At 66.2% G+C, this 14,121-nt stretch carries 14 protein-coding genes; 8 read left to right on the top strand and 6 right to left on the bottom strand.

From position 1 onward, the window contains the following. Positions 1–18: 18 nt before the first annotated feature. Positions 19–1,368 carry a hydroxymethylglutaryl-CoA synthase gene (hmgB, locus tag QRT08_RS05825; protein ID WP_286044974.1) on the bottom strand — a complete coding sequence of 450 codons (1,350 nt, stop codon included), beginning with the start codon at positions 1,366–1,368 and terminating at the stop codon, positions 19–21. Positions 1,369–1,502: 134 nt separating this feature from the next. Beyond that, positions 1,503–2,087, bottom strand: a complete 585-nt coding sequence (locus QRT08_RS05820; RefSeq protein ID WP_286044973.1) for a DUF2150 family protein — start codon at positions 2,085–2,087, stop codon at positions 1,503–1,505. A gap of 163 nt (positions 2,088–2,250) precedes the next feature. On the opposite strand from QRT08_RS05820, the gene QRT08_RS05815 reads away from it, so the two are divergent. Beyond that, positions 2,251–3,195 carry a hypothetical protein gene (locus tag QRT08_RS05815; RefSeq protein WP_286044972.1) on the top strand — a complete coding sequence of 315 codons (945 nt, stop codon included), beginning with the start codon at positions 2,251–2,253 and terminating at the stop codon, positions 3,193–3,195. Further along, complete coding sequence (locus QRT08_RS05810) at positions 3,186–4,904, top strand: pyrroloquinoline quinone-dependent dehydrogenase (RefSeq protein ID WP_286044971.1); 1,719 nt, start codon at positions 3,186–3,188, stop codon at positions 4,902–4,904. The genes QRT08_RS05815 and QRT08_RS05810 overlap by 10 nt, the downstream gene beginning before the upstream one ends. 199 nt (positions 4,905–5,103) lie before the next feature. On the opposite strand, the gene fer is transcribed toward QRT08_RS05810, so the two are convergent. The 4 genes from fer to QRT08_RS05790 all read right to left on the bottom strand — a co-directional run bounded on the left by fer (position 5,104) and on the right by QRT08_RS05790 (position 7,516). After that, the gene (fer, locus tag QRT08_RS05805; RefSeq protein WP_286044970.1) at positions 5,104–5,565 is read right to left on the bottom strand and encodes a ferredoxin Fer; all 462 of its coding nucleotides are present in this window, start codon (positions 5,563–5,565) and stop codon (positions 5,104–5,106) included. Between the two features lie 112 nt (positions 5,566–5,677). Then, positions 5,678–5,974 carry a GYD domain-containing protein gene (locus tag QRT08_RS05800; RefSeq protein ID WP_286044969.1) on the bottom strand — a complete coding sequence of 99 codons (297 nt, stop codon included), beginning with the start codon at positions 5,972–5,974 and terminating at the stop codon, positions 5,678–5,680. Positions 5,975–6,172: 198 nt separating this feature from the next. Further along, positions 6,173–7,012: a TatD family hydrolase gene (locus tag QRT08_RS05795; protein WP_286044968.1), complete on the bottom strand. Its 840-nt coding sequence runs from the start codon at positions 7,010–7,012 to the stop codon at positions 6,173–6,175. 30 nt (positions 7,013–7,042) lie between these two features. Beyond that, positions 7,043–7,516 (bottom strand): NYN domain-containing protein, encoded by a 474-nt coding sequence (locus QRT08_RS05790; protein ID WP_286044967.1) that lies wholly within the window; start codon positions 7,514–7,516, stop codon positions 7,043–7,045. A gap of 198 nt (positions 7,517–7,714) precedes the next feature. On the opposite strand from QRT08_RS05790, the gene QRT08_RS05785 reads away from it, so the two are divergent. From QRT08_RS05785 to nikR, 6 genes are all read left to right on the top strand, one after another. Beyond that, positions 7,715–9,256, top strand: coding sequence for a S8 family serine peptidase (locus tag QRT08_RS05785; protein WP_286044966.1), 1,542 nt, complete (start codon positions 7,715–7,717; stop codon positions 9,254–9,256). Between the two features lie 38 nt (positions 9,257–9,294). Beyond that, positions 9,295–10,377, top strand: a complete 1,083-nt coding sequence (gcvT, locus tag QRT08_RS05780; RefSeq protein WP_286044965.1) for a glycine cleavage system aminomethyltransferase GcvT — start codon at positions 9,295–9,297, stop codon at positions 10,375–10,377. Beyond that, on the top strand, positions 10,377–10,751 hold the full coding sequence (gene gcvH, locus QRT08_RS05775) for a glycine cleavage system protein GcvH (RefSeq protein ID WP_286044964.1): 375 nt from the start codon (positions 10,377–10,379) through the stop codon (positions 10,749–10,751). Before gcvT ends, gcvH begins: the two co-directional genes overlap by 1 nt. 79 nt (positions 10,752–10,830) lie before the next feature. Continuing rightward, positions 10,831–12,168 carry an aminomethyl-transferring glycine dehydrogenase subunit GcvPA gene (gcvPA, locus tag QRT08_RS05770; protein WP_286044963.1) on the top strand — a complete coding sequence of 446 codons (1,338 nt, stop codon included), beginning with the start codon at positions 10,831–10,833 and terminating at the stop codon, positions 12,166–12,168. Further along, a complete protein-coding gene (gene gcvPB, locus QRT08_RS05765) occupies positions 12,165–13,622 on the top strand; it encodes an aminomethyl-transferring glycine dehydrogenase subunit GcvPB (RefSeq protein WP_286044962.1) in 1,458 nt (485 codons plus the stop codon). Before gcvPA ends, gcvPB begins: the two co-directional genes overlap by 4 nt. A gap of 64 nt (positions 13,623–13,686) precedes the next feature. Continuing rightward, positions 13,687–14,115 (top strand): nickel-responsive transcriptional regulator NikR, encoded by a 429-nt coding sequence (nikR, locus tag QRT08_RS05760; RefSeq protein ID WP_286044961.1) that lies wholly within the window; start codon positions 13,687–13,689, stop codon positions 14,113–14,115. The last annotated feature ends 6 nt before the right edge of the window (positions 14,116–14,121 follow it).

Below are 14,121 nucleotides of genomic sequence, written 5' to 3'. Positions count from 1 at the left end.
GCACCAAAAAACCGACTTTCACTCAACGAACCGATACTTGCGCTCGCCCATCCGGCCCCAGCCGTCGAACACGAACTCCGATTCGGGGGCCGTGAACTCCTCGACGTCCCCGTCGACGTCGCTCTCGACGTCGTGGTTGTGGACGTCGTGGACTCGCTCGTACTCCTCGTAGGAGAGGTCGTAGCGGCGCTCGATCCCCTCGTCGATCGTGAGGTCCGCGATCTTCTCCTCCCACCCGGGCTGGACGGTCTCGGCGTGGATCTCGGCCTGCGCGCCGCTGCCGTACGAGCCGACGAGCAGGCGCTCGCCCGACAGATCGCGCCCCTCCTCGAAGGCGGTTCTGAGCGCGCTCGCGCGCGCGAGGTGGACCGATCCGGTGTACCAGTTGCCCACGTTGCGCGAGATGGTGAGCGTTGGATCGACGATCCGAGCGTACCACTCCTGATAGGCGTCGGTGCGCTTCAGGCCGTCCATGTACTCCCGCAGGGCGTCCTCGAAGGCCGCCTCGTCCTCGAAGGCCTCCTCTCTGGGCTGGCGGCCGATCTCCTCGGCCAGTTCGTCCTCCCTCTGCGTGTCCCGTATCATGTGACGGTAGCCGAAGAGGGCGGCCTTCCGGACCATGCCCGGGAACGGCGTGTGGAACGGGATGTACGCGAAGTCGTCGGTGTGGGTGCGCCCGGCGACGCTCTCGAAGTCCTCCAGGGCCTCGCGCATCCGGGCGAGATACACCTGCACGGAGCGCTTGCCGTCGACCGAGGGGAACTGCTGGTTGGGCTTCAGGAAGTCCGTCTCGTCGGCGCTTCCGTAGCCCTGCTCGGTCGAGAGGGTGACCAGATCGGGATCCTCGGAGATGAGCATCGCCACGGCGCCGGCCCCCTGCGTGGCCTCGCCGGGGTCGTTTCGCGCGTACAGCGCGGTGTCGGTCGCGATCACGAGCGCCGATCTCCCTCTATTGCGCCCGGCCTTGATCCAGTTGTAGGCGTCGTCGATCGACTGGGTGCCCGCGAGACAGGCGAACTTGCGCTCGCCCTTGTTGGCGTGGCTGAACTCGCCCTCAAAAACCTCCTCGAGACAGCCCGCGATGTAGGTAGAGACGGGTTTGGAGTTGTCGAAGGAGCTCTCGGTGGCGACGTCGATCCGGCCGATGTCCTCGGGTTCGAGTCCCTCGTGTTCCATCAGTCGGTGGGCGGCGTTCGCCCCCATCGTGACGATGTCCTCGTAGGTGTCGGGAAACGAACTCGCGTTCAATCCGAGGCCCTTCGTGTACTTCTCGGGGTCCTCGCCCTTCGCCGGCGCGAACGTGTTCGGCAGGTCGAGTTTCAGCTTCCCGGTCCAGATCTCGATGGCGTCGATACCGACCTCGGTCATGCTCCCTACCTGTCGCCGGTGTTATATGGATCTGTCGACTATCGATTCGACGATCGACGAAACAGCCCGGCTCCGGACGGGTCGTCGGGCGGGATACGTGGTCGTGATAAAACGAATCCGCCTCCGAGCGGCGCTCAGTCCTCGTCCTCTTCCTCGATGACCTCGGGGTCGCGCATCGCGCTCTGGAGGCTGTCGAGGCCGTTGACCCACTCGGCGACGAAGCCGTACTCGATCTCCTCGCCGACGCTCACGTCGAGGTCCTCGCCGTCGATGATCCGGGTCCCCCCCTGCGCGCAGTAGCCGAGCGCGGCGTCGAAGTCCTCCTCGGCCTCGGCGTCGGCCGCGGCGCGGACGTACTCCTCGACGTTGGCCTCCTCGCTGGCTCCCCGGAGGAGGTACTCCTCGGCGGCGGCGAACACGCAGACGAGGCTCGTCTGGACGCCGTCGATCAGGAACGCGGTCTCCTCGTTTTCGACCTCGACGTCCGAGAGGACGATCTCGCGCACGTCGGCGAGTTCCTCGATGGCCTCCTCCTCGCTCAGGTCGCCCTCCTCGTGGGCGCTGACGATCTTCGCGACGGCGATCGCGGCGTCGTCCTGTAGGTTCAGGAGGAGGCGCGCCGAGTCCTCGTCCTCGGGGTCGATCTCCTCGGCTTTCAAACGGTCGATCCAGTTCTGCCACCGTTCCTCGGAGTAGAACGCTTCCGGCGGGGTGCTCATACCGGACGGTGTGGACCCGCGCTCAAAGCCCTTTCTCTACTCGTCTAGAGTAGCGACCGTGTCGGTCCCTGCACGCTCGTGTCACCGCGCCACAACTAATATAATTATAAAATATGCACGAATGCACAGACTTATCCCCGTATTCTCCGACGAGGGGAACGGAATGGTACAGAGTAACGTCCCACAACCGACGGTCGAGCACCGACAGGAGTTGGCGAGCACCCTCGGTGTGGGCGGGCCGGCGACCGGCGAGAGGCTGACGGTCGACCGGCTTCGAGAGGCGGTCGACGACGACCCCGACGAGGTGTTCACCTCGATCGGTGAAACGATCAGAACCGGCCTGTCGGGACGGCTGGACGCGGAACTGTTGGGCGAGGAGCGTTCGCGGATGGTCGAACAGCTCTCACGGACTTCGGAGGTACGAGCGGCGGGCATCCCCGCCGGCGAGACGGGTCCGGCGGTCCTCTATCGGGGGCTCGTCGAGCCGGCCTGGAGGGTGTATCACCATCTCGCGGCCGTCGGCTTCTTCGAGGGTATTGAGGAGAACCTACCGAGTTTCACCCCCGATCACATCGAGGGGACGGCCCGCGAACTGGTACAGGCCCGGCCGCTTTCCGCCGCGCTAGCGGAGTGTGGGTTCGACGAGCGCGAACGGATGGCCCTGATGCTCAACGTCGCGAACAACGACACCCGCCTCTCGCGGTGGACGCCGACGAGGGAGATCCCCGAGGGCGTGGAGTTCGACGTGGAGTACGTCCCGCCGCTCCACCGGCGGGCGATGGGCGGGGCGCTGTTGTGGATTCGGGCGCTCGACGACCACCTCTGGCGAAAGGAGATCCTGATAACGGACGACATTCTGGACGACGCTCACTGGGACACGAAGGCGATGCTCGGCGGGCTCTACCTGATGGCGACGGCGGCCCACGACGTCGCGGCGGGCGAGGACGGCTCGCTCACCGACGCCCAGTTGACGGCGACCCTGACGGCCAGTACGGCGGTGATGATCGTCAACCAGGAGGAACTCATGCAGGACGTCTTCTGGATCACCGAGGAGAAGCGAAAACCGAGCGAAGCGAGCGGGCGAGAGGAGGAACTACCATGGCAATAGAGGACGATAAAGCGATCCGAGCGGCGAGCGACACCGTCGTCGAGGAGACGGAACTGGGCTATCAGGTGTTCAACGCGCCCGACGAGTCCGTCCTCCACCAGACCGACACCGATCGGATTCCGCGATACGACGTCACCCAGGAGATGCTCGACGAGTCCGGCGAGGACGAGGAGAGCTGGCTGATGTTCTCCAAGAACTACGAGGCGCATCGCTACACACCCTGCGAGACCATCACGAAGGACAATGTAGGAGAACTCGAACTCGAGTACACGATGGAGGTCGGGGCCAACTCCAGCATGGAGGGCTCGCCGGTGATCGTCCCCGGCGACCCCCCGGTGATGTACCAGACCAACGGGCCGAGCCACGTGAAGGCGATCGACCCCCGCGAGGGCGACGTCCTCTGGAGCTACACGTTCGCCGCGCCCGACGACGCGGTGCTCTGTTGTGACGACAACAACCGCGGCGTGGCGGTCTGGAGGGACAAGATCTACCTGACGACTCTCGATTCGGGCGTTCAGGCGCTGAACCGCTACACCGGCGAGGAGGAGTGGTACGCGAGCACCGCCGACCACGAGGAGGGCTATTCGGCGACCTGGGCCCCGATCGTCTGGAAGGGGATGCTCTTTACGGGCAGCGCCGGCGGCGAGTTCGGCGTCCGCGGGTTCCACTGTGCGTACAACGCCGAGACCGGCGAGGAGCTCTGGCGCCTCGAGAACTGCCCCGAGGAGGAGTACGTCGGCGAGAGCATCGAGCAGTCCGGCGGGACCAACTGGATGACGGCGACGTTCGACCCCGAGCGCGAACTGCTCTACTACAACGTCGGCAACCCGAGCCCCGACTTCAACGGCACCGTCAGACCGGGCCCGAACAAGAACACCTGTTCGACGCTGTGTGTCGATCCCCACGACGGCGAGATCCGGTGGGCCCACCAGGAGTCGGCCCACGACATCTGGGACTACGACTCGGCCAGCCAGCGGATGATCATCCGCGACCTCGATATCGACCACCTCGATTACACCGGTGACGTGGTCTACAACGGCGGCAAAACGTCGTGGACGTACACGATGGAGCCCGAAACCGGCAAGCTCCTCGTGCGCGGCCAGCCGATGACCCAGCAGATCAACATGATGACGATGGTGCCCCACGTCGAGGAGGAGCGCGACTACGTGATGCTGCCGGGCCTCCTCGGAGGTCACGACTGGCAGCCCCCGACGTACTGCCCCGAGACGGGGCTCGCCTATCACAAGACGCTCAACACGCCCCACGAGATCTACTGGCGCAACGAGGAGTACAAACCGGGCGAGAAGTTCTGGGGCGGGATCGTCGACGTGGAGCCGGACGAGGAGCTCGTTCCCGACGAGTACAACGGCCACATCAGCGCGATCGTGGCCGTCGATCCGGCCACCGGCAAGGTCGAGTGGCGCGACTGGATCGACAGCGACCGCTACCTCTGGGGCGGGACGATGTCGACCGCTTCCGGACTCCTCTTCGCCGGTACGCAGAACGGGGACGTGATCGCTTACGACGGCGAGACCGGCGAGCGCCTCTGGGAGTACGACGTCAGCAATAAGGCGGTCAGCGGCGACCCGGTGAGTTGGTACGACCCGGGTGCAGAAAAGCAGTATATCGCCATTCAGGTCGGCGGTAGCGGCTTCGTCGGGCGCGGGCCGCGCGGCGACCAGCTCGTCGTGTTCTCGCTGTCGGCGTGAACGGGTCCGGACCCGTTCCCGCCGCCGAGGGAGTCCCGATCTAGCTGGTACCGCCCTACGGTTGATCCACATCCGTCACCCGCCGGGACTGAGGGGTTATCGTAGACGTTCAGCGATTTCCTCTCCACGAATCGAACGCCGGCCCCGGTCGAGACGCGCCCCGTCTCCGGCTGGCTGCGATACCCCCTCTGAGACGCCGTTATCCTCTGTTCCGTGCGATCTCGCGGGCGTAGGGCATGTGAATCGCGTTGAACACGATCTGGAGGTCGTCGCTGACGGGCGAACACGCACAGGTCAGGCGCATGTTTCGCTCCTCGACCTCCTCGTCCTCGAGAAACAGGTTCATGTCCATCTCGGCCTCGCCACCCCTGAGAACGCCGACGCACATCGCACACGTCGCCGACCGGCACTGGAACGGCCACTTGAGCCCCGCCTGCTCCGCGGCCCGCAGGAGCGACTCGTCGCGCTCGACCTCCATCACGCCGTAGTCCCGTTCGTCGAGGTCCGCGTCGGCGGCCTTCTCGAACAGGTCATCGTCCTCTACGTTCCAGTCGTTACGCTCGATCGCGCGGTAGTTCAGGTACTCGACCGTCGACGGCGGGAGGTCCTCGTCGACGACCGTTTCAGCCTCGGACCTGACCGCGGGCAGTTCGATGTCCATGTACTACGTGGGCACGTCCCGGTCTCTTGTACCATTATCGATCATGGTGGATATCCGGAGGGCGAGATACCGTTCGACAGACACCAGTAAGTACCGTCGGTAGGCGGCCGGTCTATTCGGGAAGGTTGGTAATGACCTCGCGGTACTCGTCTTCTGTGAAGGCTTTGAGCGTCTCGGTCTCGCCACCACCGCCTCTCCCGTATGTGAGGGCGAGGTGTGCGGCTGCTTCGTCGTCTGGCAGATCAGCGATGTAAACGAAATCATACTGTCCAAATGTCATGTAGAAGTCCCTGTACTCGCCACCTAACGATTCGGTCGCCTCTTTGACTTGTTCGAGTCGATCAGGGCTCTGATCGATGTTCTCCGCGCCTTTCTGGGTGAGATTGACTAGTACAACGTATGTTGGCATTGGGTTTCCTCCCGCGTGGGTGTCTCAGCCGCCGCCGTTCGTCTACCGGCGATTCGACGGGCTGAGACACACCCTGTATAAGTCATTCCTCGCTAACATAACCCTTGTTATAAATCACCATACAATAGGAGTCCTGATAGATACGCGTCCTCTGTGAACGGTTCTAGCATATCCTGTTCGCACTATCGCCGGATCCACTCATCCCGATCTATCGAGCGTCCCGACCGTATCGATCCCGTACACCCATTCGGGGGTCTCGACGTGTGCCGTTCGAATCGCGCCCTCGTAGCCCTCCTCGCGGAGCCACGCGACCCGCCGGGGGACGGTCTTGGGACCCAGCACCGCTCCAGGACGTTGGGGATCGTCGATGAAGTCCGTCTCCATTAGGAATGGTACGCCCGACTCGGCGGCGCGGCGGAGTTGGTCCTTCTCGCAGATGACGCTCGGGGTCGGCCCTTTCAACCGTCCGTTCGCGTAGTGTTTGACGACCCGGTGGGCCGGCAGGCCGCGCTCCTCGGCCCACTCGGCGATCTCCGTGAGGTCCTCGCTGCCCTCGGTGTGGAGTTGGACCGCACGGTCGTGTTTCGCACCGAGCGCCAGCGCGTGTTTCAGCACGTCGTTCGAGGCGCTCCAGACGGCGTCGCTCACCTCGTAGTGTGGGCGGCCCGACTTGAGGCCGAGCGCCCGGCCGTCTGCGACGTACTCCGCGGCGAGGTCGAGTCCCGCGCGCATGATCTCGCCCGCCCCCTCGGGGCCTCTGGCGGCCTCCGTCAGCCGGGAGATCAGACCGGGATGCACGCCCAAAACGGGCCACGCGCGCCCGTCGAGGACGTCGTTCGCGCTCTCGACCGCGTCGAGCGTCGTCTCGAAGATGTGCTCGAAGTCCGCGCCCGACGCGGGGAGGTCCCCGAGGTGCCAGGAGGGTTTGTTGACGACGAGCAGGTGGGTGCCGCCGGCTCTCGAAAAGTCCTTCACGGCCTCGGTCCCCCGGCCGTGGTCGGGATCGAGGTGCATGTGGTCGTCGAGGATCGGCTCCATACCGGTGCTTCTCGCGCGGGCCCGAAAGGGCTACGTATCGCCGTCGAGCAGGATCGCCTCCTGGGCGGCGTTTCGCAACGCGTCCGAGCGGCCGTACGTACCGGGGGCGACGGCGATCGTGTGAATGCCGCCCTTCGCGGCCTTCTCGAGGACGGGCTTGAAGTCCGTGTCCCGCGAGACGACCATCAGGGTGTCGATCGCGTCGGTGTAGACGAGTTCGGTCGCGTCGATCGCGAGTTTCACGTCGACGTCCCCGCTCGTGATGACGACCTCGAACCCGCGGGCTTCCGCGGCCTGGATCAGACCGGGCGTCGCGTGTTCGTCGAGATAGAGTCGGGTCGCGACGAGCGTCCCGGCCTCGTCGCCGACGGCCCGCACGTCGTCCAGATCTACGTCGAACTCGTCCCGGAGGACGTTCGGGCCGTCGACGAACAGTCCGACTCGACGGCCCTCCGGATGTCCCCCTCGGAGCCGTCTCACGACCCACCGTAAACCCCCGACCATGCGTCTCCAACCGTGGAGACGGCCCAAAACCGTATCGAAGTTCCGACGACCGCTATTCTTCCGGATGAAGTATTATTTTAATATATAATACCAAAATTTAAATTACGACAACGTGATAGTAGTGCGCTTCATGTCGAACATCACACGGGACGGTTCGACCGCAGATCGGTTCTCGAGATCCTCGCGGCCGCGACGGGCGTGGCGTCGCTCGGCGGCCTCGCGCAGGCGACGCCCGGGCGGAGCCCCGGTCCCAAAGAGGGGGAGGTCCTCGTCGGCGTGGCCGCGAGCGCCGACGGGCTGGAGAGCGAGGTCGAACGCCACGCCCCCGGCGACGCCCGCGTCGTCCACTCGAACGAGGCGATCAGGTACGTCGCGGTGCGGTTCCCCGCGCAGGCACCCGACCGCGCCAGCGAGAACTTCATCGAGGCGATCACCCAGCGCGAGCACATCCGCTACGCCGAGCGAAACGTCACCTACGAGGCGCTCGCGACGAACGACCCGCTCTGGAGCGAGCAGTACGCGCCGGAAATGGTCGGCTGTCCGGAGGCGTGGGAGACCACGCCGGGCGATCCGGCCGTGACCATCTCGGTCGTCGACCAGGGGATCCAGTACGACCACCCGGACCTCGAGGCGGGCTACGAGGACGGACGGGACTTCGTCGACGGCGACGGCGACCCGTATCCCGTCTCGGTCGAGGAGAACCACGGAACGCACGTCGGCGGAATCGCCGCCGGCCGAACGGGCAACGGGACCGGCCACGCGGGGATCAGCGACTGCTCGCTGCTCTCTGCGCGCGCGCTGGGCGACGGCGGCGGCGGTTCCCTCTCCGACGTCGCCGACGCGATCACGTGGTCCGCCGATCAGGGTGCGGCGGTCATCAACCTCTCGCTGGGCGGCGGTGGCGACACCCAGACGCTGAAGAACGCCGTCTCGTACGCGCTTTCGAACGGCTCGCTGCCGGTCGCCGCCGCGGGCAACGACGGCCAGCACGGCGTCTCGTATCCCGCGGCCTACGAGGAGTGTCTCGCGGTCAGCGCGCTCGACCCCGACGGGAGTCTGGCGTGGTACTCGAACTGGGGCGAGGAGATCGACCTCGCCGCGCCCGGCAGCGACGTGCTCTCGGCGGTGCCCTTCGACGATTACGACGAGTTCTCGGGGACCTCGATGGCCGCCCCCGTCGTCTCCGGTGTCGGCGGCCTCGCGCTCTCACAGTGGGACCTCTCGGCGAGCGATCTCAGGCTCCACCTGCAGGCCACCGCCGAGGACGTCGGCCTCCCGGCGGCCCGACAGGGGAGCGGGCGCGTCGACGCCGCGGCGGCGGTGGGAACCGATCCCGACGGGAGCGGTGGTGACGGCGGCGACGGTGGCGACGGCGGAGACGACGGGGATAGCGGAGGCGACGAGGAGCCCACCTGCGGATCCGAGACCGAGACCGCGACGGTCACCGACACGCTCTCGGGGTGGACCGACTCCGATTGCTGGCGCTATCCGTGGCGGACCGACCCGTGTCAGGTCGTCGTCGAACTCTCGGGACCGTCCGATGCCACCTTCGACCTCTACGTCAACGAGGGCGGGGGCTGTCCGACCACCGGAAGCTACGACCACCGCTCGTACACGATGGGCAGCGAGGAGACGATCGTCGTGGACTCCCCCGACGCCTCGGACGACCTCTACGCGCTCGTGGACGCGTGGTCCGGCAGCGGGAGCTACGAGTTGACGATCACCGAGAAGGGCGACTAGAGGGAAACCCTTAGCCCCTCGCGCGTGAGGTGTGAGGTATGTCCGATCGCAAACCGCCGCTGTACGCCGCTCACGAGAATCGAGGGGCGACGTTCACCCCCTTCGGCGGGTGGGCGATGCCCGTCGAGTTCGACTCCATCCGCGAGGAGCACGAGGCCGTCCGCGAGTCGGCCGGGATCTTCGACGTCTCGCACATGGGCGAGATCTCCGTCTCGGGACCGGACGCCGCTGCCCTGCTTCAGGGCCTGACCACCAACGACGTCGAGTCCCTTTCCATAGGAAACGCCCAGTACTCGACGATCACGAACGACGACGGCACCATCCTCGACGACACCGTGATCTACCGCCTCGCCGACGAGGAGTTCCTGTTCATCCCGAACGCGGGCCACGACGGGGAGATGGAGGAGCGCTGGGTCGATCACCGCGAGGAGTGGGACCTCGACTGCGAGGTGGAGAACCGGACGGAAGAATGGGCGATGTTCGCGATCCAGGGGCCCGACGCCGAGGACCTCGTCGCCGACGCCGCGGGCGAGGACCTGCGCGAACTGGGTCGGTTCTCGATCACCGAGGCCGAGGTTGCGGGCGCGGACTGTCTGCTCGCCCGGACGGGGTATACGGGCGAGGACGGCTACGAGGCGCTCGTCCCGTGGGATTCTGCCGAGCGGGTCTGGAACGAGTTCGACTGCCAGCCCTGCGGGCTGGGCGCTCGGGACACCCTCCGGATCGAGGCCGGATTTCTCCTGTCGGGTCAGGACTTCCACCCCGAGGAAAACCCCAGAAACCCCTACGAGGCGCGGGTGGGATTTACGGTCGACCTCGACACCGAGTTCGTCGGTCGCGATGCGCTCGCGCGCGTGAACGAGGACGGCCCCGAGGAGTTGTTCGTCGGAATACGCCTCGAAGAGCGAGGAATCCCGCGTCACGGCTACGAGATCTGGGTGGGGGACGAGGCGGTCGGCGAGGTCACGAGCGGGACGATGAGTCCCACGCTGGGCGAGCCCATCGGACTGGGCTACGTGCCCGTCGAGTACGCCGAGGAGGGCACCGAGGTGGCGGTGCGGATCCGCGGGTCGGACAAAAGGGCAAGGATTGAAGCCCCCGGCTTCCTCGGTGATAGGTAATGAGCGTCGAGATACCCGACGACCTGTACTACCTCGAATCGCACGAGTGGATCGACCCCAATACTGGTCGGATAGGAATCAGCGAGTTCGCGCAGGACGAACTCGGCGACGTTGTGTTCGTCGAACTCCCCGCGGAGGGCGACGAACTCGAACGGGAGACCGAGTTCGGCGTCGTCGAGTCGATCAAGGCCGTCTCGGACCTGTACTCGCCCGCGAGCGGCACCGTGACCGCGGTCAACGAGGCGCTGTTCGACCGGCCCGAACTCGTCAACGACGACCCCTTCGGCGAGGGCTGGATGCTCGAACTCGACTTCGAGGAGGGCGACCTCGACTCGCTGCTCTCGGCCGACGAGTACCGCGACCAGATCGAGTAGCGAAACCCCGCCGTTCATGTAGTCGTACCCGTAAGACCCGCCATGAACCGGCGGACAGACGCCACGCTTTTCAGGAGTTATGACAGCACGGAATAGCCGCGGTAGCCCCTTCGCACCGCACACCGACGAGGAGACGGCCGCGATGCTCGAGGCGGTCGGCGTCGAGAGCGTCGAGGACCTGTTCGACATTCCCGAATCCGTGCGCTTCGACGGCGAGTTCGGGATCGACCCGACGGGCGAGCGCGAACTCCGCGCGGAGATGCGGACACTGTTGGGGAGAAACGACGACTTGACGGAGTTCCTCGGCCGCGGGCACTACGACCACTACGTTCCCTCGCTGGTGGACCACCTCGCGGACCGTTCGGAGTTCCTCACGAGCTACACCCAGTACCAGCCCGAGATCACGCAGGGGTTCCTGCAGGCGCTCTTCGAGTACCAGTCGATGCTCGTCGAACTCACCGGACTGGAGATCGCGAACTGCTCGATGTACGACGCCGCGACGGCGCTGGGCGAGGCCGCGACGCTCGCCGATAGAGTGAGAGAGACGAGCGGCTCTCGGATACTGGTGCCCGACCTGATGCGCGAGGAACGCCGCTCGGTGCTGGAGAACTACACCGAGGGCGCGGGGCTGGCGGTCGAGATCTACCCGCACGACGACGCGAACGCCGACCTCGAAGCACTCTCGGACCTCGTGAGCGAGGAGACGGTGATGGTCTACGCCGAGAGCCCGACGGTTCGGGGAACCATCGAGGAGGGATTGGAGGAGGTCGCCGCCCTCGCCCACGCGAACGACGCGCTGTTCGCCCTCGGCTCGGACCCGGTCGCGCTGTCGGTGCTCGAAAAACCCGGAAAAATCGGCGCGGACGTCGTGATCGGCGACGCGGCCACGCTGGGACTGGGCGCGAGCTACGGGATGGGGCTGGGCCTCTTTGCCACCCGCGAGGGGTTCGTCCGGCAGGTCCCCGGACGGCTGGTGGGTGCGAGCACCGACGCCGCGGGCGAGCGCACCTACACGCTGACGCTCCAGACGCGCGAACAGCACATCCGCCGCGAGCGCGCGACCTCGAACATCTGCACGAATCAGGCGTGGGTCGCGCTTCGCACCGCGATCCACGCCGCCTCGCTCGGGCCCTCGGGGCTCGTGGATCTCGCTCGGGAGTGTCTCGAAGCGCCCGCCGACCTCGCGGAGCGCCTCAATTCGATCGCCGGCGTGCGAGCCCCGGTCCACGACCGTCACCACTTCCGGGAGTTCGTCGCCCGAACCGATCAGCCCGCACAGGCAGTGCGAGAGACGCTCGAGGAGTACGGCTTCGCGGTCCACGCGATCGACGACCACCTCGTGCAGGTCTGTGTGACCGAGACCAATAGCGGAAAAGCGGACGCGCTCGTCACCGCGTTCAGGGAGGCAGCACGATGACGCTCGAATACACCCAAGCGCGCTGGAACACCGAGGATGAGGGCTACGAGCCGCTGCTCTCGGAGAAGAACGAGACGAGCGTCGACACCGACGACGTCCCGCTTCCCGACGGCCTGAAACGCGACGAACTGACGCTACCGGATCTCTCCGAGCCCGAACTCGCCCGCCACTACACGCGACTCAGCCAGATGAACTACGGGGTCGAGTCGGGGCCCTACCCGCTGGGGAGCTGTACGATGAAGTACAACCCCAAGTTCACCGAGGACGTCGCGGCCCACCCCGCGGCGGGGGTTCATCCGGACCGCTCGCCCGAGAGCGTGCAGGGCACGCTCGAACTCCTCGCGCGCCTCGAGGACCAGCTCGCCCGGATCGGCGGCATGGACGCGGTGACGCTCCAGCCGCCCGCGGGCGCGGCCGGCGAGTTCGTCGGCATCCTGATCGCGAAGGCCTACCACGAGTCGCGCGACGACGAGCGCACCGAGGTCGTGATCCCCGACGCCGCCCACGGAACGAACTTCGCGAGCGCGGCGATGGGGGGCTACGACGTGGTCGAACTGCCCTCGGGCGACGACGGCCGGGTCGATCTCGACGCCCTGGAGGCCGCCCTCTCCGAGGAGACCGCCGCGTTGATGCTGACGAACCCCAATACTCTAGGTCTGTTCGAGCGCGACATCGAGGAGATCGCGGGGATGGTCCACGAGGTCGGCGGCCTACTGTATTACGACGGCGCGAACCTGAACGCCCTCCTCGGACGGGCGCGTCCGGGCGACATGGGCTTCGACGTCATGCACTACAACGTCCACAAGACGTTCGCGACGCCCCACGGCGGGGGCGGTCCCGGCGCCGGGCCCGTCGGCGTGGTCGAGGAGCTGGCGGAGTTCCTGCCGAGCCCGCACGTTAGAGAATCGAACGGGGGTTCGTCGCGAGCGGAGCGAAGCGACGTCAGGTACGAACTGTTCGAGCCCGAGAACTCCATCGGGAAGGTCCACGGCTTCATGGGCAACTGGCTCGTGTTGATCAAGGCCTACGCCTACATCGCCCGGCTGGGCGATCCCGGACTATCGGACGCGAGCGCGAAGGCCGTCCTCAACGCGAACTACCTCGCCGAGCAGGTCGAGTACGAGGTCCCCTACGGGCCGTTCCACCACGAGTTCGTCGCCAGCGCGGGCGAGCAGGACGCCGCCGACGTGGCCAAGCGAATGCTCGATTACGGCGTCCATCCCCCCACCACCAAATGGCCCGAACTCGTGAGCGAGGCGCTGATGACCGAGCCCACGGAGATCGAGAACAGACGATCGCTCGACCAACTCGCCGCGGCGTTCGACGCGGTCGCGGGCGAGGACCGAGGGACCATCGAGGCGGCACCCGAACGAACGACGGCGGGACGAATCGACCAGACGGAGGCGGCGCGGAACCTCCGGCTCTCGTGGCAGGCGCTCGACGACGATTCATAACCTCTCGGCCGTTTCGGCGGCTGTTTTAGCAACTCTTACCATCCATACGCCCCTCGATTAATACATGACCGTCGTCAGCGTCTCGATGCCCGAAGAGCTTCTGAACAGGATCGACGAGTTCGCGGACGACCACGGCTACACCGGCCGCAGCGAGGTGGTTCGGGAGGCCTCCCGGAACCTGCTGGGGGAGTTCCAGGACAGGGAGTTGGAGGGCCACGACCTGATGGGCGTCGTGACCGTGTTGTTCGACTACGAGACGACGAGCGTCGAGGAGCGCATGATGCGCCTGCGCCACGAACACGAGTCGCTCGTCGCCTCGAACTTCCACAGCCACGTCGGCGACCACTACTGCATGGAGCTGTTCGTCCTCGAGGGCGACCTGGAGTCGATCTCGCAGTTCGTCGGGAAGGTCCGGGCGACGGGCGACGTCCTCACCGTCGACTACTCGGTGATCCCGGTCGACGACTTCGCCGCGACGCTCTCGGGGTCGTAGTCGGCG

The sequence above is a fragment of the Halalkalicoccus sp. NIPERK01 genome, assembly GCF_030287405.1.
Classification (GTDB): Archaea; Halobacteriota; Halobacteria; order Halobacteriales; family Halalkalicoccaceae; genus Halalkalicoccus.
Note: the sequence above shows the minus strand (reverse complement) of the source record. Positions and strands in the feature narration are given on the sequence as shown.

Excerpts from the sequence above, each read along its gene's own strand:
- nikR (WP_286044961.1), top strand. The coding sequence starts at position 13,687 with ATGACCGTCGTCAGCGTCTCGATGCCCGAAGAGCTTCTGAACAGGATC.
- QRT08_RS05820 (WP_286044973.1), bottom strand. The coding sequence starts at position 2,087 with ATGAGCACCCCGCCGGAAGCGTTCTACTCCGAGGAACGGTGGCAGAAC.
- QRT08_RS05790 (WP_286044967.1), bottom strand. The coding sequence starts at position 7,516 with ATGGTCGGGGGTTTACGGTGGGTCGTGAGACGGCTCCGAGGGGGACAT.
- gcvH (WP_286044964.1), top strand. The coding sequence starts at position 10,377 with ATGAGCGTCGAGATACCCGACGACCTGTACTACCTCGAATCGCACGAG.
- fer (WP_286044970.1), bottom strand. The coding sequence starts at position 5,565 with ATGGACATCGAACTGCCCGCGGTCAGGTCCGAGGCTGAAACGGTCGTC.
- QRT08_RS05815 (WP_286044972.1), top strand. The coding sequence starts at position 2,251 with ATGGTACAGAGTAACGTCCCACAACCGACGGTCGAGCACCGACAGGAG.
- QRT08_RS05810 (WP_286044971.1), top strand. The coding sequence starts at position 3,186 with ATGGCAATAGAGGACGATAAAGCGATCCGAGCGGCGAGCGACACCGTC.
- gcvPB (WP_286044962.1), top strand. The coding sequence starts at position 12,165 with ATGACGCTCGAATACACCCAAGCGCGCTGGAACACCGAGGATGAGGGC.
- hmgB (WP_286044974.1), bottom strand. The coding sequence starts at position 1,368 with ATGACCGAGGTCGGTATCGACGCCATCGAGATCTGGACCGGGAAGCTG.
- gcvT (WP_286044965.1), top strand. The coding sequence starts at position 9,295 with ATGTCCGATCGCAAACCGCCGCTGTACGCCGCTCACGAGAATCGAGGG.
- QRT08_RS05795 (WP_286044968.1), bottom strand. The coding sequence starts at position 7,012 with ATGGAGCCGATCCTCGACGACCACATGCACCTCGATCCCGACCACGGC.
- gcvPA (WP_286044963.1), top strand. The coding sequence starts at position 10,831 with ATGACAGCACGGAATAGCCGCGGTAGCCCCTTCGCACCGCACACCGAC.
- QRT08_RS05800 (WP_286044969.1), bottom strand. The coding sequence starts at position 5,974 with ATGCCAACATACGTTGTACTAGTCAATCTCACCCAGAAAGGCGCGGAG.